The following is a 19813-nucleotide window of genomic DNA, read 5'->3' on the forward strand; positions in this document are numbered from 1 at the left end:
TGCGAGAACCGAGAGTTCGCGTCGATCACGCTCCAGGGCGCCGGGCTTATGGGAGAGTGGGCGAGCTATTCGTGACGCAGGATCGCGAGCGGACGCTGACCGAGAATGCGAAACGTCGCCAAGAAGCCCACACTGAGCGTGAGACAGATGGTGAGCGTCACCGCGATTACGGCGATCCCGGGGTGGAAGGTCCAGCGCAGGTCAAACATCCATTCGAGTGATACCAACGAGAGGAGCGTCGCCAACCCGAGACCGATGAGCCCCGCGGCCGCCCCGATCAATGCGTATTCGGCGGCAAAAGAGGCGGCGATCATCGGCCTCGTCGCCCCCAGCGCTTTCAGGATCACCGACTCATACAGCCGCCGGTACCGGGTGGTCGCAAGCGCCGCCGCCATCACGATGGTGCCTGTCACGAGGCAAAACGCCGCCATGGCGCGAATGGCGAGCGATAATTGCTCGAGCACGCGGGCAAACGTGCTCATCACTTCCCCAACATTGATCGCGGTAACGTTGGGGAAGGCGGTCACGACCGCCTGCTGAAGCGGCACTTCCTGGTCGGGCATCACGCGCACGGTTGCCACATACGTAAAGGGCGCACCGTCGAGCGAGCCAGGGGAGAGGATCATATAGAAGTTCGTCGAGAAGTTGCTCCACTCCACACTCCGGATGCTGGTGACCTCTGCATGTAGGACGGTGCCTTGTATGTCGAAGTCCACGGTCGATCCAATGGTCAGCCCGAGGTTCCGTGCAGCCTCTTCTTCAACTGACACCCGCGCCACCTCCGAGGTCGACCCATGATTCCACCATTGCCCGCGCACGATCCGATTGTCTTTCGGGAGACCGTCCAGAAACGTGAGCACGTATTCTCGCGTCCGATACCAGGATCGGCCATGCTCGCCGCCTCGGCTGTCCGTCCGCTCCTTATCGTCTTCCTCGTTCAGCCCGATCTCCTGGCCGTTGAGGGCGTGCAAGCGTGAGCGGACCAACGGGGTGAATTCCGGTCGGCTCGCCGGCCAGCGTTCGACGAGTAAGCGTCTCACGGCCTCCTGCTGATCCGGCTGGATGTCGATCAAGAAGAAGGTGGGTGCGTCCACCGGCCGGCTCTCACCAATCTGATCGATGAGCGCACGTTCGACCAGAGCGATGGTGACGATGATCATCACCCCAATGCCCACTGCCACCGTAATGCCGACCGCGTGACTGCCGGGGCGTGAGAGGTTCCGGACCGCATACCGGAGCGTCAAGGAAGCCGGTCTGCTGAGTCGGGCCAGCACGCGAACGAGCACCTTCGCGGCCCCGACGAGGATCAGCACGGCGGCGAGCACGGCCGCGATGAAGATCATGCCGACCTTCATCGAGCGCGCTTCCCACATGGCGAGCGCCGCCAGCCCAAGGAGGATGGCCGCTGCCACGGAAAGCCGCAACCGGTCCGCGAATACTCGATGCCATCCGCCCTTCACAGCCGCATCGCGCGCCACCGTCTCTCGTCGAAAGACCTCAGCCGGTCTCACCGCTCGAATACCGAGTAAGGGCCAGAGAGCGAACAGCACGGTCGTGGCGACGCCGAGCACGATGCCGCGGACGATCGGTCCGATCATCACGTGAGATTGCATGGTGGCGACATGCAGCACCTCGGCCGGCACGAACACCGCCAGAAGGGAAGGGACAGCGCGCTCCAGGACCAGCCCAAGAAGCACACCGGCGACGCTCCCGATGGCACCCAGGAGCACGGCTTGGAGGAGATAGGTGCGGACGATCATCCCTGAGCCCGCGCCGACCGTTTTCAAGATCGCGATGGTGTTGACCTTGTCCTTGACGAAGGCATGAATGGTCGTCGCGACGCCGATGCCACCGACGAACAGGGCCGTCAGGCCGATGAGGCCGAGGTATCGGGTGAGCTGGTCCAAGAACCTCCGTAACTGCGGCTGCGCGTCGCGGAAACTTGAGACCCTCGCGGCCTCTGCGGCCAGGTCGACTCGGAGACGAGCCAACAAGGGTTCCGGCGACATGTCGGGCGCGAGACGAATCAGATGTCGCTCACGGACACGACTCCCGGGTTTCACGAGAGCCGCGCCGGCCAATCCTGCTTGAGAGATCAGCACGCGCGGCCCCAGGCTGAAGGCACTGGCAACCCGGTCCGGTTCGTGAGTGAGGATTCCCGTGACGCGAAACCTGGCCTGTCCGATCTTCATCTCTTGTCCAACCGCCAACCCCATCTTGATCAGGAGCGCCTCCTGAACGACTGCCCCGAAACAGTCGTGCTCAACCGCATCCCGATCACACGGGCCTCGTGCAAGCAACCCGTCAAGCGGCCGATCAGGCATGGTTGCCACCGCGCCATACAAAGGATATGCGTGATCGACGGCTTTCAGTTCGATCAACTGTACGGGGACACTGGTGGTGCCGTGCCGGGCCGCGGTGGCGAGCTCGGCACGCGCGGCCATCGCAATCAGCTCGCTCACATGCGTTGCTCTGACATCCCGCGCGAGTGCATCGAGGATGGCCTGGCCCTCACGGCTGATCGGCCGCGAAAGCCGCACCTCGAGGTCGCCGCCCATCAGCGCCCGCGCTTCCTGTGTCACGGTACGACTCACGCCCGTTGCAAAGAGACCGACACCGACGAGCGCGCCGACCCCCAACGCGATGCAGATAAAAAAGTACAGGAAGTGCTGCCAGGCGGCCCGCGTTTCCCGCCATGCCATCCGAACGCTAAACGACATCATCCGGGGCAGTCTCTCGGGTCCGGTGAAGGTGATCGGATTCGATACGACCGTCGCGCAATGTGATGATCCGCTCCGCACGCGCGGCCAGGCCTGGATCGTGCGTCACGAGCACGAGCGTACTCCCATGATTGCGATTGAGCATGAGCAATAGGTCGATAATGGCCCCGCCCGTCGCGGAATCAAGATTGCCGGTGGGCTCGTCCGCCAGCAAGATCGGAGGGCGACAGGCAAAGGCTCTCGCCACCGCCACGCGTTGCTGCTCGCCACCCGAGAGCTGCACCGGATAATGATGGAGCCGGTCAGCCAAGCCTACTGATCCCAGCACGTCAGCGGCCCGCCCATGAGCGTCGGCTTCCCCACTGAGTTCGAGGGGAACCGCGACATTCTCAAGGGCCGTCAGCGTCGGGATGAGATGAAACGACTGGAAAATGTATCCGATATGCCGGCGTCGAAACCGAGCCGCCTCACCTTCGCTCAGCGCCGTCACATCGACCCCGTGGATCGTTATGCGACCGGATGTCGGCTTGTCCAATCCCGCGATCAATCCGAGAAGCGTCGATTTCCCGCTTCCGGACGGACCGACGATCGCGACGACCTGCTTCTCAGGAACATCCAGCGACACCTGATCGAGGATCGTCAGGGTATGGCCCCCTGCGGTAAGCCGCATCGTGACTTCGCGGACGCAAATCATTCGGCTCTCTCGCGGATGAACACCGGTGTAGCCCGTATATTATACTGTCTTATTCCTGTCTGCCCTGAAGGAACAGATTCATGATACCCATCGCGATCCCAAAACCGTCCGTTCTGGCCTGGCTTCTTCTTACGGGCCTGCTCTTCAACGCCTCGGGATGCACCCAAACGGACACCGACGCGGAGACTGTCGATGCATCATCGCCGGCCTCTCATCACACGCCGCGGATCCGCGAACCCGGCTCTTCCACCAGACCAGAGACATCAGCCCCCAAAATCGTCGCGTTCGGCGATAGTCTCACTGCAGGCGCCGGCGTGCCGGCAGACGAAGCCTACCCGGCGCAACTGCAGCGTCGGTTGCAGCAAGCCGGCTACGGGGTGCGGGTCATCAATGCCGGCGTGAGCGGTGACACGACCGCCGGCGGACTTCGCCGCGTCGATTGGGTACTCAAGAGCCGGCCGGCGGTCGTGATTTTGGAGCTCGGCGTGAACGATGGCTTGCGGGGCGTCCCGATCGACACGATCCGCAAGAACCTCGAGCGGATCATCGAACGATTCCAACAGGCCGGCGTGAGCGTGCTGCTCACCGGCATGAAATTACCATTGAACTATGGAGAAGAATACCGGACGGGCTTCGAAGCTCTGTATGCCTCGCTGGCGCGCAAATATCACCTTCCGTTCATGCCGTTTTTCTTGGAAGGCGTAGGCGCCCAGCCGGCCCTCAACCAATCGGACGGGATCCATCCGACCGCCGATGGCTATCGGGTCATCGTGGAGCGCTTGTGGCCGTTCGTCGAGGCAGTGCTGAAGCGAGAGGGAATCGTCAAGGAGGAGAACCGGCCGCCGGGCGGAGGCCCGCCCGGCGGCCGGGAGATCAAGACTTTTTGAAGAACGTATCGTAGACGCCGTAGGCGAGGACGACGCCGATCAACGTATAGTACATGTAGGAAATGCCGCTGTAATCAGGCGCCCCGCCTTTCGGCTCATTCGCCAAGGCGATCGCCGCACTCATCATCACCGACATTCCCGCTACTGCAACGCTCCGAATGATACCCATCTTCCTACCTCCTTGACAGTCCGCTGGGCCAGCGAGCAGAACTCAAACGACGCGGATTGTACTGAAACCGCCAGGACGGACGCAAGAGCATGACATTAGCCCTCTTCAAACCCGTAGCCTTCGGACCGACCTCTCGTTACAATCATCCGCCTTCATTCGGCAAGGGGGAGTGATGCACGAGTGGGTATCGATCTGGTTCGAATGGGTCCACGACTGGGGCTACCCTGGAATTATCTTGCTCATGGCGCTGGAAAGTTCGATCTTTCCGATTCCCAGTGAAATCGTCATTCCTCCCGCCGCTTACTGGGCCAGTCAAGGCCGGTACAGCATGACGGGAGTTGTTATTGCGGGAACGGTGGGGAGCTATCTCGGGGCGGCGGCGACGTATTGGGCGGCTCGCTGGCTCGGTCGGCCGCTCCTCCTACGCTACGGATGGTACGTCTTCTGCCCGCCAGCCAAAGTAGAGCGGGCCGAACGCTGGCTCTCGCGATATGAGGCGGGGGGAATTTTTTTCGCCCGCTTGGTGCCCGTGGTTCGCCATCTCATTGGGATTCCCGCCGGTTTGGTTCGCATGCCGTTCGGGGTTTACAGCCTCATGACGATCGTGGGCGCCGGAGTATGGTGCGTGGTGCTGGCGTGGTTTGGTCAGAGTCTGTTGGGAAGCCAGCCTGACCTCGTGCATGACCCGAACCGGCTGGTACAGGCGCTACAGGAACGGTCCTCTTTCGTGGGGGGATTTGCCTTGCTGCTGTGCGGACTCTATGTGTTCGTGATGCGCGTCACCGCCAAGCCGGCTCAGTGACGGTCAGGGCTTCTTGGCCATTGCTTGCAGAGCGCCGGCCGCTTCCTTACACGTATTGGCGAGCGCGTCGAGCTGGGACAGATTTTTCATCACATCGCCGCTGATCCGTTTCATCTGCCCGTCGAACCCTTCGAACGTCTTCGCAATCTCGACATACCGCGTCTGCATCGCGACATAGCCGGCGACCTCCCGCCGAAGATTGTCGCAGGCCGCCTGCGCTGCTTTCGTCTCGTCCATTGACGCCTGCAACTGCTGGGTTAGTCGCGTCAGATGCGCCTCTCGCGCGCGCAGGTCCGCCTCGAGACCCTGATTCTTCTCTTCGCTCTGCCGCCGGCGCTCATCCAGGTCCTGCACCGTCTTGATCCAGGTCGCCGCTTCACCGCCGACGGCTGGCGCCTCAGGCAGTGGCGTCTCTTGCTGCATCGCGCGGACTGCCGCTTGCAGCCACTCCATGACCACCATCACCTCGCTCAACTTGACGTCCAAGGTAGACGCCGAGGGCGGAGCGGACTGCGGAACAGCAGCGGGTTTCGGAACGGGTCGTGGGGCCGGTTTGGCTTGAGACCAGCGGTGATACTCGAGGAGCACCGCCACGGAATGGCGGCAGAGCGGTTGTTCGTTATTCAACGGACAGGAGCACTTCGTCGTCAGGGCCCCATCCTTCAGTTGAATCGCGACTTGATAGACGCCGGAATTGCCGATCACCACCGAGGCGATCTGACGCTCATCCGCCTCGGTGATGCGCACGCGATTCTCCGAACGGTACTGCAGGCCGACCTGATACGCCTGTCCGTCGACGACCGATTGCACCATCTCGGGATCGAGGAGGCTCAGTCGCTGAGCCGAACAGGCAATTTTCCCGCGCATCATGGTTTCCAATGCCGTACTGACACGGCCGGTTGTTTACGTACCATGTGTACCCGCCGCCCTGAGCAGTGTCAAGTCATCCGTTCGATAGTCCAGAGCTGTCAACGCACACCCGGTGCATGCATCACACGCTGGAATGTGTGCCGTCACAGAACGGCGGCCGCTTCGTGCGCTTACATCCGCAGAGCGCGACGCGTTTCCGTTCCTTCAGTTCGACTTCGAGTGGAGCAAACGCGGTACCGGTATGAGATCCGTCACAAAAGGGTTGCGTCCTTGAGCGCCCGCACCGACACCAATAGATAATGCCAGGCCCCGCTTCGACGACATATGGTCCTCGTTGCGCGATCAATGCTTCATCTTTCATCGCTTCCCTCGCTCCGGTGGCCCGTGCATCTTCGCAGATTCGTGCTCGCTCATGCCGGGCTCCCGCTCACCGACACCGTCTCGCCGGCCCCAGCGCTCCAACCGGTGTGACCCATACAAAGTCGGCGATCCGCTCATTCACCAGCTCCTGAACCTCTCCCCGACGTTGCTCATCCAAAGCCACCATATAAATGGTGACCTGCTGTATGCTCGGTTCTCGACGGCGCACCCGATTTGGAATCGGCAACTGATATTGGATGTGGCCTCCGCCCGTGTAGCTCATGAAAGGAAGGCGCTGCCCAGTCTCCCGCTCCTTCCTGACATAGCGGACAATCGTACTCGCCATCGCTTCATCGCGAAAGAGGGATGCCTCGTACATCTTTTGATAGCCGTCCTCAGAGAGTCCGCCGTGGCAGCGTGTGAGTTGGCCCACGATGCGGTCGCGGTAGGCTGCATCCTGCACAAATGTCTCTTCCTTCATCGTCCAGCGTTCCATGTCCTGATCGAGTAAGGCCGCAGCCAGCCCGCGCGTTGCCACCTTACGGACGAGAGGACGGGGCGCGTTGAGTGCGACGACCGGCACGTGGTGATCCCGCGCAAAGGTAAGCAGCGGTTCATAATCCTCGAACGCACCGCCCCAGTTGTCTGTCCAATGCGCCTCGCTGAGGAACTGGCTGCGTGGTAGGTCCTGATCTTCAAGATACCGGTCTATGGCCTGCTGGCCGTCCCACGAAAACATTTCCAATCCCAGGCCGGGACGCCGACCCATGGCGAGCAGGCCGTGAAGAATTTTCTGCGCGGCCTCGACATGCCACTGATTGTGGTGCTCCTCACCCAAGTAGATCACGTCCTGCCGCGCTAACGACGTCATCCAGCTCTCAAAGTCGACCGGCCGGCCGGTTCTCACATCGATCACCTGCCAGGCTTGATAGTGTAGCCCGGGATGTTCTTCAGCGACATCGCTGGCCAGCGCGCAGGCATCGATGGCGACGAGCGCAAGACTCAGCATCCAGAGGAGCGGCATGCTCGTTCCTAGCACACGGGTTTGAAACGAGGCAAGGTACCTTGACTGCTTCCCGGACCGACTCGTATTCTCCGAGTCTGGCTGCTCACTCGAGCCCGACATGATTGCATCACAGTACGACCTGACAGCTTTTCAGTCACGACTGAAGGACCTGCGTGAACGAGATCACGCCGCGTGGGAACACTCGCGTGTATTCGTGAGTGAGCCGCACCTTCCTGAGACGCTGAGGCGCTTGTCCGTCGCGGTGCGCGAGACCGACCTGCCCGATGCGTTGAAAGTCAAATTGGCTGAGGCGTTGACCGGCGGCTCCCCGACGGAGGGCGGGGTCCGAACCGCGCTGCTGAAGGCGTTAACGGGGCTGCCCGCGTCAAAAGCGCTTCGATCGCTCTGCCTCCTGTGCCGGCTGAGTGCGTTCCCCGCACAGCCGCTACGCGGCACGCTCACGCCGAGCAACGTCGAAACATTTCTGCGCGACCAGGAGAATCCGTACGATCTCCTGCTCGCAACGAACGATCCGAGCCTGCTCGATCTTGGAGCCGGCGACCTCTCCTTCGCGGCAGAACTCGCCGATCACTACGCGGCTCCCCTCGCGCAACGTGGCGCCCGGCTGAGGCTGCACTGTGTGGACCGGCTCCGTCCCGGTTCACACTTGGGAGGTCGGTTACAGGTCAACCCCCGCTACGCCGAGCGATTGGTCGGACGACCCGGGATGCCCTCACCACGCGCCTTGGAATTCCGGTTTTTCGGTGATCAAGACATGTTCGCGCTCGATCGCGCCGAGGGCATCCGCGACGGGTACACTATCGTGACGTGTCACGGCCCGGCCACGCCGACCTTCGCCTACGAACCGACCCGTGTCGCGCGTCGCTTGATCGAGCAGGACTTGCGGACGACCAAGGGGGAGTTCCGGCTCGTTCTCGACCAGGGCGAAGAGGCGCTGGAAGTGCGGCACGGCGGCCGATCGCTCTTGTTTCCGGCCTGGAAATTTGATGTCCGGGGTCCGCTCGCGCTTCTCGATCTGGTCGCACATCGCGGTGCGTTGGCCGTGCTGACCGCGATCGACTCGCAAGTGTTCTGGGAGATCCTCTCTCAACTGGTGGAGGATGACGGGTATCGTCCGCCTGACGTGATCTTCACGCGCGAGGTCATTCCACAGATCTTCGGGCGCCTCTATATGGAACTCACAACACTCCGGCCAGGGATACGGCTTGATCTTTCCTCTTTGACGCCTTTGCGCGACGCACTGCCCGTGGTCGGTGCAGGCGACACCCCACCGACTGTCCGGTTTCGCTACGCCGAGGTCCGTCGCGGAGCCGTGTTCCCCGGACTTCCTTCAAGCCAAACGGCACGCCTCTTCGCCGACATGACCGAGGAGGAGACGCCGTGGTGGCTGCTCCTCGTGCCCGAGCCAATTCCTGGATAAATTGACGCTCCTAAGGGCGTTTGCTAGACTTTTGGCTCGGCGCCTTTGCCGCTTCCCGCTACACCTTGGATACACGAGCGAACATACGTCTCCTTCAGGAGAATATCGAACGTGTGGTCCGAGGAAAATCCCAAGTGGTCGAATGGGCCATCGTCTGCCTCCTGGCCCGCGGCCATCTCCTCATCGAAGATGTCCCCGGCGTCGGGAAAACGACACTCGCGCACGCCTTGGCCCGCTCGCTGGACTGTTCGTTCCGCCGCATCCAGTTCACCAGCGATCTCCTGCCTTCCGATATTCTCGGCATTTCGATCTTCAACCGGCAAAAACAAGCCTTCGAGTTCATGCCCGGGCCGATTTTTGCCAATATCGTCCTGGCGGATGAGATCAATCGTACGACGCCGAAAACCCAGAGCAGTTTGCTGGAGGCCATGAACGAAGCGCAGGTCTCAATGGACAATGAAACGCGGGCACTTCCCCAGCCGTTCATGGTCATCGCAACACAAAATCCGGCCGAGCATCACGGCACGTTCCCGCTGCCGGAATCGCAGCTCGACCGATTTCTTATGCGCCTGCACATCGGCTATCCGGACCGACAAGCCGAGAAGGCAGTCCTCGATCGGCCATCCTCGCTGCATCCGGCCGACGACCTGGAACCAGTTCTGTCCGGCGACGATGTCCTGGAGCTCCAGCAGCTCGCTGAGAAGGTGCGGATCGACGATAGCTTATTGGACTACCTGCTGGAAATCGTCGCAGTCACCCGATCGCACGAACAGCTCGCGCTCGGCGTCAGTACGCGCGGGGCGGTCGCGCTGACACGCGGCGCGAAAGCGCTGGCGCTCGTCCGCGGCCGGAACTATTGTCTGCCCGACGACATCAAGGAACTCGCCTTGCTCGTCCTTCCGCATCGCGTCATGCTGAAAACCACCATCGGGACCCGCGGCCACCGCCTTGAAGACGCAGTCGAGATCATCCAACGCATCCTGGACTCCGTTCCCGTCCCGCTGTAACGCTCTAGGCCCCTTTGGCAGCCGCGATGCTTGTCTCACCTTCGGCACACGGGACTGGAAGCACGTCACTCGCTGCATCCCGCCTCTCGGATCTGCTCGCCAAGCTCTCGGGCTACCGGTCGATCCGCCTGACAACCGACGGAACGCGATTCATTGTGCTCACGATCGCCGTGGGGGTCGCCGCCATCAATACAGGCAACAATCTGCTGTATCTCCTCTTTGCGATGATGCTGAGTTTGATCATCGTCTCGGGGGTGCTCTCCGAGCAGTGCCTCAAGCACATCTCAATCAGCCGTCGAGTGCCGGGCCATCTGTACGCAGATCAAGAGGCCTGGGCGACGTTCCTCGTTACCAATACCTCTCGTCGCATGCCGGCGCTCTCGTTACGCATTCTCGATGTCCTCGGCCGTAGCGCGGTTGATCGAGAGGCACGAGTCCCGTATCTTCCGGTCGGTCAGAGTGCGAGTGTCAGCTATCGGCTGCGGTTCAACCGACGGGGACGACATCGACTCGATGGTGTGAGCCTCTGCACGCGCTTCCCATTCGGCTTCTTTGACAAATCTATCAAACGCCCGGTTTCTACCGACCTCCTCGTCTATCCAGCGCTGCTGCCGCTGCGAGATTCCCTGGTGGCTCGGTTGGAGGGCGGTGGTCGAGATCAGCCGACCATCCGCCGCGGCCCAGGGAGCACGCTCTATAACCTGAGGTTGTACCAACCCGGCGATGACTCTCGGTCGATTCACTGGAAGACCACCGCGCGGAAATCGCAGTTGATCATCAAAGAACTCGAGGCGGAGGAACAACAGCGGATCGTCGTCACCTTGGCCATGCCACCACGCGATGGACGGCTCTCCTCGGAGAGGGCCGCCCGCTTCGAACACGCCGTGTCGCTTGCCGCCTCGGTCGCCGCCTTCTACATCGAGCGCGGCTACGAAGTGATGCTGATCGCCGGCCGTACTCGGGTCCCGTTTGGAGCCGGGGCTCCACATCTCCATCGGATCCTCGCCGAACTCGCCCTGTGCGAAGTCGACTCCGCGTCGAACGGTGACTGTGAAACGGCGGGATTGGATCCCGATCAACCGATGGTGACGATTCTGCCGTGGCCCGGCATGAGAGCCATGGGGAGCCAAGGTCGACATCACATCGTCATGAGCCCCGACGCATGATCCTATTCCAGCCGTCACTGCGTCGCGCGATGGTCGCTCTGGCCGTCGTTTCCTTTGTCACGCTGATCGGCACGGGACGCGTCCCTCTCGGCTTAACCGTGTTGGGTCTCATGACACTCGCGGTAGCCGCACTGCAGTCACGGGGCATGCGTTGGCGGACCCCCGCACTCCTTCAATCGGCCGAAGGTTGGAACATCCTCGTTGTCATAGCGTGCCTGATCAGTGCGGGAGACTTTCTCATCGGCTCAGCCGACCTCTTGCAGGCCAGTCTGTATTTGCTCGTCGTCCTCATGGCGAACAAATTATTGACCGCCAAGACCGCGCAGGATGTGCTGCATTTGTTTGCGATTACGTTCTTGCAATTCCTCGCAGCCGCCGTACTGACCGTCGACCTGTGGTTCGCTGTCGGGTTCGTCGCGTACCTGGTCGTCGCCATTTGGGCACTCTTGCTGTACCACCTGCACACCGAAGCGGCGTCCGGGCCGCCGAGAGAGCCGCACTCCTCTGGACGTTTTATGCCCCCGCCCGGCTTCATGGTCACCACGGCCGCCTTGGCCCTCGTCACACTGACCATCACGACAATCGTATTCCTCATCATGCCTCGTGCCGGCGCCGGATTCTTTCAACGTTCGCACGGCCCGGCTATCAAGACCTCCGGCTTTTCAGAAAAGGTCGATCTTGGTCTTCTCGGCGCCGTGAAGCAGGACCCGACGCTCGTCATGAGGGTCCAGTTTCCCGACGGTCCCCCGCCACCGTCGGTTCCGCTCTATTTTCGCGGCGTCGCCTTTGATGCCTACACCGGTCAATCCTGGATCAACACCTTCGCAACACGCCATGCAGCAGCAAAAGCCGAGGAAGGACTGTTCGAGTTGTTTCCGCGTCACCGCGCCGCGCTCGGTCCACGCATTCGACAGGATATCCTGATCGAAGCGCTCGATACGGCCGTGCTCTTCGGACTGCCCTTCATCGAACAGATCAAAGGGCCCTTTTCTGCTGTCTACAGCGACGGCATGGGCGAGATACGTCTCGCCATGCCGGGGACGCTTCGCTTTCAGTACAGCGTCATCTCCAGATCCAACCGGCTCGTCGATGAAGACCGGGAAGCCGAGCAGCTCGCCTACCCACCGGTCGTGCTTCGCCATTTCCTCCAGCTTCCGCCGATGACCTCCAAGGTCAAAGAACTGGCGGAGTCAATTACCGCCAGGGCGCGAACACCATTTCAAAGAGTCGTGGCGGTGAAGGAGCACCTTCTCAGAAACTACCGTTATACCCTGGAGCTTGAGGCCGGCATCACCGCTACGCCCGTTGAGGACTTCTTATTCACGCGGAAGAGCGGCTACTGCGAACACTACGCGACCGCGATGGTGCTGCTGTTACGGACGCTCGGCATCCCGGCCAGGCTCGTGACCGGGTTCCTTCCCGGCGACTGGAATGAGTTCGGCCATTACTACGTCGTGCGGCAACAGGATGCGCACGCCTGGGTCGAGGTGTATTTTCCCCACTCCGGTTGGATCACATTCGATCCCACCCCGTCCGTGAGCCCGGCGGCGCGGACGGCGGTGTTCAAACAACTCGTCAGTCTCCTCGATTCCCTGCGTCTCAAGTGGGATCGCTTCATCATCCATTACAGCTTTCGCGACCAAATGGCCGCGGCTCAGGACGTCCGAAGACAGGCCGAAACCCTCCACGGAGAACTCTCGAAGCTGCTGCAAAGGACCTCTCTGTGGTCGCACCGAACTACAGGCAATTGGCGCACTTCACTGCTTCTTGTTGCCGCTCTCATCGTCCTCATAGGAGCGGCCGTCCTTCTCTCACGTTACTTGCGGCGAGCACGGCCACCCATCTGCCCGGCCGGGATATTGGGCGGTGAGATCTACGTGCGGATGCTGGCCGCATTACGGCGGCAAGGCTTCTCCAAGCCCCCCGGGCGGACACTAGGGGAATTCTCACGGTCGATCAGCGATACGCGTATCGATCTCCGCGAGTATGTGGCGCCGCTCACGGAGCTCTATCATCGACTCCGGTATGGAGGGGAAGCGCTGTCGCAGGAGGACAACCAACGACTGCAAAGCCTGCTTGAAGGCCTTGAAGCGGCACAGCGTCCCACAGACGTTGACCGAACGTCCTCTCGATAGCGAAGAACGGGCCGAACAGGACTGTAGCAGCAACGGCAGCAGACCCGATAGGTCAAACGGAGCCAGCCTTCGAAGAAGTCGTCTCAAAGCCTGGAGTTTCCGCACGGAGACAGGAGGCCGCGCGGGATACGCTATCATTAATCCGTGTAAGGGACCGGACCCCGTGTCATCGACGTAGGACCAGCAACGATGAGTGACCCACTCGATGAGATTCCGGCAAGGACCGACGGACTGTTGGCGCGATGGATTCCAATGTCCCTTCAGCTGGTCCTCTTTGTCACCCTCCTGCCGTATCTCGCCTTGCCGGGCTTTCCGGCGCAGCCGCTGACCAAAGAACATCTACTCGTCGGAACGCTGATCCTCCTCCTGCTCGCGTCGGCCTCGGCGCGACAGCCGCAAGTCATCCTCGGGCTCGTGTTCGCCGATACGGTCGTCGTCACCTTCATCTTTGCGACCCTCTCGACCGATGACGCCTTTTTACCCTACCCGTATTTCATCCTCGTCATGCTGGCGTTGTTGAACCATCATGTCCGGTATGTTGCGGCCGGCGTGGCGTTTCCGTGCGCGGGGTATATCGCCGTGCTTTTTGTGCAGAAGACGGTAACGATGCCCCATCTGCTGATGGTGCCAGTCCTGCTGCTCTTGGCTGCCCTGGTGAGTTGCCACGTGTTTCGCGCCGAGGCGTTTGCCTCACGGGCCTCCCGGGTCGCACAGCACGTGTCGGTCGATGTGCTCACCGGGCTGCCGAATCGCGCGGCCTTTCTCGACCGCGTTTGGGACGCGATTCATTTCGCCAGACGATTCGAAGATGAATTGTTTGCGGTCTTGTTCATCGATCTCGACGGCTTCAAACCGGTCAACGACCAATTCGGACACCGCGCGGGAGATGAATTGCTCAAAGCCATCGCCAGCCGCCTTCGCCTGGCGCTTCGAAAAGGGGACTGCGTCGCCCGCTATGGCGGCGATGAATTTTGTGTGCTGCTGAGCCGAGTGCAATCGAAAACCGAGGCCATCCGGGCGGCCGAACGATTGTTGGAGAAAATCAAAGCACCGGTATCCGTGAGCGGCCACACCGTCAACGTGGGCGCGAGCATTGGGATCGCCCTTAGCACGAATATCCACACTCGCCCTGAAGAACTGGTCCGGGATGCCGATGCCGCGATGTACCGCGTCAAGCAAGGCGGGAAAAACGGGGTCGCGGTGAGCAATCAGCTCACGGACTATAAGCAGCCCATTACCCTGAGGACGGAGCTCGCACCCGGCGAATAACTACCAGTCACTACATCCGCTTTATCTGACGCGGCAGTTCGGTCCTTCGGGCTCTTGCTTCCCCTCGGCAGTCCGGCCCTCCACCAAGCACAGCGTTTTGACCGTTACCGCTTCATCTGTCGCCTATCCACAGAGGGCAGGAAACCGCCATGCCTCTTCGCGTCCATTCGCCTTTGGAGTATCGGTGAGACTTCAGGAATACTCCATTACGGCCGATAGGAAGAGGAAAAGTTCTCACCGTCAGAACAAGGCGAACCGAGATGGAAGCGCGTGCCGCTCCTCGCATCACTGTTGACCTGCCCGTGTCATTTGTCAGCGAAGAAGGACCGGGAGAGGGAACGATCTATAACATTTCGGAAGGCGGGTGCGCTGTACAGACGACGTCCCACGTGCCCGAGCAGGCGTACGTCCGTCTGCGGGTTCCGGTCCCCGATGGAGGGCCGCCGGTCAACATTGACTTTGCCTCAGTACGATGGTCCACGCGGGGTGAATTTGGCCTTAAGTTTCTTCAGATGCGGGGGGAGGGCCGTTCGCGCTTGGAACGATGGTTGCGAAAGATGCGCGCCGACGCCCTCTCGAAACAGAACGCCGGCGCCGAGGGATGACGTTATCACATTGGCCCTTGTCTAAGCATTTTGCCCATCTCCCTCATCGTCTTCCCACGCCGAGCCAACGATCCGCACGCCGGTCACTCGCTCGACTCTCTGCAAGGGTAGCCGGACATTCGAGTAGAAGCGTCGGGAATACCACGCGCACCCGTTTGCAAACGCCTTTGCTAGCGGTGGTTGTTCATGCCTCCCACAATGCCGAGCAGCGCATGCACTTTTTCGAGCGATCCGCTGACCGTCGCTGTCCACTGTAGGGCTCCTTGGACGTCCCCTTGCCTCGCCTGCTGTAGCGCGATTGCCTTTAAGGCTTCCGCTCGGACGCCGTGACTGTGGATGTGCTCGACTGTTTCCAGCCCCCCTCGGACATCACCACTCCTAGCTTGTTGCTCGACAAGTCCTTGGAGCACCGCGTCGCGAGACAGGGACGCCGTTATTTTCTCTGCAGTGTGACGAGCACCCTTGATGTCTCCTGATGCTGCTTGAGCTTCAGCAATCCCGGCCAGGGCGCGCTCGACAGTCAACGCGTTCGGCAAACGTGTCGTCAACTCCAGAGCGCCCTTCACATCGCCCGCCTCCGCACGCGCGACTGTCAGACCCCATAGCGCGGTATATTTATCTTCCGGGTCCGTAATGCTTTCCGCCATCGCAAACGCGCCCTCAATATCGCCGGCCTTGGCTTGCATCGCGGCCGCCGTCGCCAGCGCTTCATTGCGATCGTCGGCATCTTCAATCGCCGTGATCGTTCTTAACGCCGCTCTGACGTCGCCGGTCATGGCTTGCGCCTTCGCGACAAGCCGCAACGCATCATTTCGGTCAGCGAGGTCCGGGATAGTCTTGGCCAAACGGACGGCCTCATCGAGGAGCTTCGACGTCGAGGGCTGATCGCCAGCGAGCCCAGTGGCCGCTCGCAGGATTACTACCATCATCGCAATCACAACTCCCCATTGGGCCCAATATCTCATCGCATCACTCGCAGTCCTGAACTCGTTCCTGGTGTAGGCAAACAGTGAAGTCGCTCGGCCTACCTCTCGTGTTCCGTCGTCGTTCATCGCATCGCGGGATTGTACCGCGAGCGGCGGGCGTTCGCACGCAGGTGCAAATTCGCGCTCGCGCACACCTCACGCTCACGAGACGTAATCTAAGGTGGACCAGCCGGGCGCGAATCGGCCCAGTCACCGTTCCGTCAGGGAGATGTGAGCGTGCCGGAGCAGATCCGTCGCCTCGGTGTGCCCAAGGTGTTGCGCGATCGCAAGCGGCGTCGGCAGATACCATTTCCCAGCCGGCAGACGAGCGCCACGCTCGAGGAGCACGCGAAGCGTCGCCGTGTTGCCCTTGAATGCGGCGGCATGAAGCGCCGTCCATCCGGTGAGGTCCTCGGCATCGATATTCGCCCCAGCATCCAGTAGCAGTCCCACCGTTTCTCCGTTTCCATGCGCAGCGGCCAATATAAGCGGCGTCGTCCGGAACACGGGCAGAGCGATGTCGGCATTGCGCCCGCTTTCAAGCATCTGCCGCAGTGATTCGGCATCACCGGCGCTCGCCGCACTCCAGAGGGGGACTGCGCAGCCTTGGAGCAAAAGCGCGAGCGCGGCCAACGCGCAGAGCCTGCCGACAAAATAATTCATAGCACGTGTAGAAGCATAGCCGGCGGCAATCCTTCCGGCGGCAATCCTTATGGAGGTCAGGTGCGCCGTTGTCCCTGAATAGCCGCTCTCATGCCACCACTCTCGGTACTTCACTCGCGTGAGACATTCCCGTCAGCTATTCCTGTCGGTGATCGCACCGAGCCATGGTTCACTTGATCCTCCGTTTGCCTTGATTCCGCGTGTCGGCAAAGGGCATTGCTAGTTCGCCGGCTCCGCCTTTCGTCGCTCGTGCCATCGGATCAGGACAAGAGCCACGACGATCCCGGCTACCACAGTCAATGCCACGAGTACGACGGCGCGATGGATCGGAGGCGAGAATCGGCTCCACTCAGCTCCCAGGCCATATCCGATCCCGATGAAAGTGCCGCACCACACCAGGGCACCGGGATAGGCAAATTCCGCGAAGTGCTTCAAGGAGACACGTGCCGTGCCGGCAAGCAACGCCGCAAGATGCCGGACGCCCGGCAGAAAATACGCGACCGGCAAGGCGTAGGCACCCCACCGCTGAATCGCCCGTTGGGCGCGCATGATATGGTGTGGCTGTGCGTGCAGGAGTCGACCCATTTTATTCAAGGCCGGCAGGCCAAGGGCCCGCCCCAGTCCGTAGCTGATTGTAATGCCGCATGCCGTACCAAGGAACGCCGTGATCACCGCCGGAAGCGGATGCAACTCACCTCGAAAACACACATAGCCGACGAAGGTAAGGAGCGCCTCGTCGGGGATCGGCAACCCGACGATCCCGAGCACCAACAGCCCAAAGAGTGCGGCGTATCCATGATGAGAGATCAAGTCGACAGCAAAGTCCATTCTCTCCACCACAGCTCGGAAGTGCCGTTTTCGCGCCGCCACCGCTGACTGACCGACCCCGCGACAGTGTTTAGCACGAGTCACGGCGTGGTGTCAGCCTCCTCGACTCTCGCTACTCCGTGTGGCCCGCTCCGTTGCCCTCGATGCTCCAACGCCGTCTTCGTTGATGCGGCACGTCGGCTTCCAGCGGTTCAGATTCGACGAAGGTCGTCGGACAACGGGCGGGCTCGATGCGCCGCGTCAGCCGCCGTCGTTGGGAGACCCCGACACTTCGCACCGCCAAGCCGACGATGCCCCTTATCGGATCTGCACGAAGGACCGCGCTGGCAAGAGGGCACGGGAGGCCTCCTGAAGCATCACAGGCACCATGAACAGCGCTGCCACAGGATCGGCCCACCACCATCCCAACGTGGCGTTGAGGACCAGGCCGATCAGGAGGGTTCCCGACAAGTACAGGGCGATTTGCGTTTGGCGAGTTTCCGCCTGCAAGGCTGCGCTCCCCAGACATTCCGCAACACGGCGCTTCGCGGCCGTAAGCCACGGCAATAGGGCCAGCGAGCCGATGGCCAGGATGATGCCGATCCAACTCTCTGCCATCGTGCGATGCCCGTGCAGTGCCGCGATCGCCTCATACGAGACATAGGCGGCGAACACCAGGAAGCTGAGGCCGATGATCTTGTGCGCCTTCCGTTCAACATGCCGCTTGGCCTTCCCGTCGTGCTCGGATCGCAACCGCCGGAGAGCGGCGAGACTACTGATGACCTCAATGGCCGAATCGAAGGCAAATCCGAGAAGGGCGATGCTTCCCGCGAGGAGCGCCGCCACGAACGCGACGCTGCACTCGAGGACGTTCCACCCGATCGTCACATACTGGAGCCATTGCCCCCGGCCGTTGGACGCATCGGCACTACACTCCATTCCCGCGCCCCCTCTCGGCTGACGTCGTAGGCCCGTCGATGAATTGAGTCTGCACGAGCTTCCGACGCAGCTTCATCGCGCACGACTGGAGTACGAGACGTTCTGCCACATTGAGCGGTTCGCCTTCTCGGAGTTTCTTCAGCACGGCATCGCAACAATGAATCACGTTCCGAATCGGACGCCGAAGAGCGGCCATGTGTCACCTCTTTCGACTCCACAGTACGTCGAGAGGTACGTGACCGACTAGGGGCGATAGGGCGAAGCGCTGTCCTTACAAAAGGCGTTTGATATCTAGACCGACCGCGTACGCAAAAGCGTCGTGCGGAAGAGAAAGCGCATACTGACATCCGTGAGTCGACGGTCCCGCTGTCTCGGACGCGAAGGACCGTTCGTCGTGTTCAGCGTCGGAGTCGGTCTTGCGGGTCAGTATGTGTTTCGTCGGCACGGTGGCATCACACCGGCCGACTGCGAAACACACGGTCATGCCATATCTTTGGACGAGCCACACTCACACCGAACGGAGGCGGTCATGAGGACAGAGGGACACTCGATTAAGCTGGTTGGAATCGCGGTATTAATGCTCTGCTTGCTCGCCGGCGGAAGCCTGCCATCGCGCGCGCATGCACAGGGATTTCTGCAGGGCGCGGAGGGGTCCGTCGAAAAAGCCAAGCAAGAGCTTCAGCAACTTGGGGCCAAAGCGAGCGAGCACGCCAAGAAGGCCGAGCAGGCGGCCCAACAAGCCCAACAGCTTGCCGATCAGCTCTTCGGTAGCGCCAAGAGCGACGCCCAACAGGCAGCGCAGGATGCGCGCCAGAAGGCGCAAGCGGCAAGAGCGAAGGCCAACAAAATACAAGAGGCGTCCGATACGAACGATCCCCGCGCTGTTCGTGATCTGAGACAGGCGGCACAGGATGTCGAGCAGATGGGCACGGATGCGCAACGTCATGCTGACAGAGCGCGGCAGGTTGCGAGCGGCTCCCGAGTGGACAGCGGGACCAGTGAAGAGTCTCCAACGGACGGGCGTTCACTGAATCAGAGCACTGTCGATGAAGGCTCAAGCGGTGGATCGGCACGGCCGTGACGGTCAAACCCGTGAAGCCAATTCATGACAAATCTCTTTATCAGGCTGATGAAGGCGCAAGCAGCGAGCCCACCGGACGGCAGGACGCGGACCGCAGGGATACATACGGCTGCGCGGATGAAGCCATGCGAGTGCGATCACTCTGCCGTGATCACTGGTGATGGAGGGGATTACGGGGACGTCGCTGCAGATCAGAGTCAACGCCGATTCGATGCGTGGAGCACCGA

The 19813-nt window shown here is 61.3% G+C and carries 19 protein-coding genes; 9 read left to right on the top strand and 10 right to left on the bottom strand.

Going from position 1 to position 19813, the window contains the following annotated elements; all coding sequences use genetic code 11:
- Positions 1 to 65: 65 nt before the first annotated feature.
- The gene (locus AC1U7K_RS16880; RefSeq protein ID WP_480252853.1) at positions 66 to 2723 is read right to left on the bottom strand and encodes an ABC transporter permease; all 2658 of its coding nucleotides are present in this window, start codon (positions 2721 to 2723) and stop codon (positions 66 to 68) included.
- Positions 2710 to 3414 (bottom strand): ABC transporter ATP-binding protein, encoded by a 705-nt coding sequence (locus AC1U7K_RS16885; protein WP_480252855.1) that lies wholly within the window; start codon positions 3412 to 3414, stop codon positions 2710 to 2712. The genes AC1U7K_RS16880 and AC1U7K_RS16885 overlap by 14 nt, the downstream gene beginning before the upstream one ends.
- A gap of 80 nt (positions 3415 to 3494) precedes the next feature.
- On the opposite strand from AC1U7K_RS16885, the gene AC1U7K_RS16890 reads away from it, so the two are divergent.
- The gene (locus AC1U7K_RS16890) at positions 3495 to 4301 is read left to right on the top strand and encodes an arylesterase (RefSeq protein ID WP_480252857.1); all 807 of its coding nucleotides are present in this window, start codon (positions 3495 to 3497) and stop codon (positions 4299 to 4301) included.
- Here the strand turns inward: AC1U7K_RS16890 and AC1U7K_RS16895 are convergent.
- Positions 4288 to 4470 (bottom strand): hypothetical protein, encoded by a 183-nt coding sequence (locus tag AC1U7K_RS16895; protein WP_480252858.1) that lies wholly within the window; start codon positions 4468 to 4470, stop codon positions 4288 to 4290. The genes AC1U7K_RS16890 and AC1U7K_RS16895 overlap by 14 nt on opposite strands.
- A 172-nt stretch (positions 4471 to 4642) precedes the next feature.
- Here AC1U7K_RS16895 and AC1U7K_RS16900 point away from each other — a divergent pair, with 172 nt between their 5' ends.
- A complete protein-coding gene (locus AC1U7K_RS16900) occupies positions 4643 to 5272 on the top strand; it encodes a DedA family protein (protein WP_480252860.1) in 630 nt (209 codons plus the stop codon).
- Between the two features lie 3 nt (positions 5273 to 5275).
- Here the strand turns inward: AC1U7K_RS16900 and AC1U7K_RS16905 are convergent, their stop codons facing one another.
- The 3 genes from AC1U7K_RS16905 to AC1U7K_RS16915 all read right to left on the bottom strand — a co-directional run bounded on the left by AC1U7K_RS16905 (position 5276) and on the right by AC1U7K_RS16915 (position 7526).
- Complete coding sequence (locus AC1U7K_RS16905; protein ID WP_480252862.1) at positions 5276 to 6142, bottom strand: SWIM zinc finger family protein; 867 nt, start codon at positions 6140 to 6142, stop codon at positions 5276 to 5278.
- Positions 6143 to 6263: 121 nt separating this feature from the next.
- Positions 6264 to 6503 (bottom strand): CDGSH iron-sulfur domain-containing protein, encoded by a 240-nt coding sequence (locus AC1U7K_RS16910; protein WP_480252864.1) that lies wholly within the window; start codon positions 6501 to 6503, stop codon positions 6264 to 6266.
- A gap of 66 nt (positions 6504 to 6569) precedes the next feature.
- The gene (locus AC1U7K_RS16915) at positions 6570 to 7526 is read right to left on the bottom strand and encodes a ChaN family lipoprotein (protein WP_480252865.1); all 957 of its coding nucleotides are present in this window, start codon (positions 7524 to 7526) and stop codon (positions 6570 to 6572) included.
- Between the two features lie 100 nt (positions 7527 to 7626).
- Here AC1U7K_RS16915 and AC1U7K_RS16920 point away from each other — a divergent pair, with 100 nt between their 5' ends.
- From AC1U7K_RS16920 to AC1U7K_RS16945, 6 genes are all read left to right on the top strand, one after another.
- The gene (locus AC1U7K_RS16920; RefSeq protein ID WP_480252867.1) at positions 7627 to 8949 is read left to right on the top strand and encodes a hypothetical protein; all 1323 of its coding nucleotides are present in this window, start codon (positions 7627 to 7629) and stop codon (positions 8947 to 8949) included.
- A gap of 134 nt (positions 8950 to 9083) precedes the next feature.
- Entirely contained in the window at positions 9084 to 9956 is an 873-nt protein-coding gene (locus AC1U7K_RS16925; protein ID WP_480252868.1) for an AAA family ATPase, read from the top strand.
- Between the two features lie 26 nt (positions 9957 to 9982).
- Positions 9983 to 11122, top strand: a complete 1140-nt coding sequence (locus AC1U7K_RS16930) for a DUF58 domain-containing protein (protein WP_480252870.1) — start codon at positions 9983 to 9985, stop codon at positions 11120 to 11122.
- Positions 11119 to 13257 (top strand): transglutaminase TgpA family protein, encoded by a 2139-nt coding sequence (locus AC1U7K_RS16935; protein WP_480252872.1) that lies wholly within the window; start codon positions 11119 to 11121, stop codon positions 13255 to 13257. The genes AC1U7K_RS16930 and AC1U7K_RS16935 overlap by 4 nt, the downstream gene beginning before the upstream one ends.
- Positions 13258 to 13446: 189 nt before the next feature.
- Complete coding sequence (locus AC1U7K_RS16940) at positions 13447 to 14526, top strand: diguanylate cyclase domain-containing protein (RefSeq protein ID WP_480252874.1); 1080 nt, start codon at positions 13447 to 13449, stop codon at positions 14524 to 14526.
- A gap of 260 nt (positions 14527 to 14786) precedes the next feature.
- Entirely contained in the window at positions 14787 to 15131 is a 345-nt protein-coding gene (locus tag AC1U7K_RS16945) for a PilZ domain-containing protein (protein ID WP_480252876.1), read from the top strand.
- 170 nt (positions 15132 to 15301) lie between these two features.
- Here the strand turns inward: AC1U7K_RS16945 and AC1U7K_RS16950 are convergent, their stop codons facing one another.
- From AC1U7K_RS16950 to AC1U7K_RS16965, 4 genes are all read right to left on the bottom strand, one after another.
- Positions 15302 to 16096, bottom strand: a complete 795-nt coding sequence (locus AC1U7K_RS16950) for a hypothetical protein (protein ID WP_480252877.1) — start codon at positions 16094 to 16096, stop codon at positions 15302 to 15304.
- A 210-nt stretch (positions 16097 to 16306) separates the two neighbouring features.
- Entirely contained in the window at positions 16307 to 16759 is a 453-nt protein-coding gene (locus AC1U7K_RS16955; protein ID WP_480252879.1) for an ankyrin repeat domain-containing protein, read from the bottom strand.
- Between the two features lie 219 nt (positions 16760 to 16978).
- Positions 16979 to 17587 (bottom strand): DedA family protein, encoded by a 609-nt coding sequence (locus AC1U7K_RS16960; RefSeq protein WP_480252880.1) that lies wholly within the window; start codon positions 17585 to 17587, stop codon positions 16979 to 16981.
- Positions 17588 to 17884: 297 nt separating this feature from the next.
- Entirely contained in the window at positions 17885 to 18505 is a 621-nt protein-coding gene (locus tag AC1U7K_RS16965) for a cation efflux transmembrane domain-containing protein (protein WP_480252882.1), read from the bottom strand.
- 529 nt (positions 18506 to 19034) lie between these two features.
- Between AC1U7K_RS16965 and AC1U7K_RS16970 the strand changes: the two genes are divergently transcribed.
- The gene (locus AC1U7K_RS16970) at positions 19035 to 19586 is read left to right on the top strand and encodes a hypothetical protein (protein ID WP_480252883.1); all 552 of its coding nucleotides are present in this window, start codon (positions 19035 to 19037) and stop codon (positions 19584 to 19586) included.
- Positions 19587 to 19813: the final 227 nt, after the last annotated feature.

This window comes from Nitrospira sp. Vd2 (assembly GCF_979581665.1).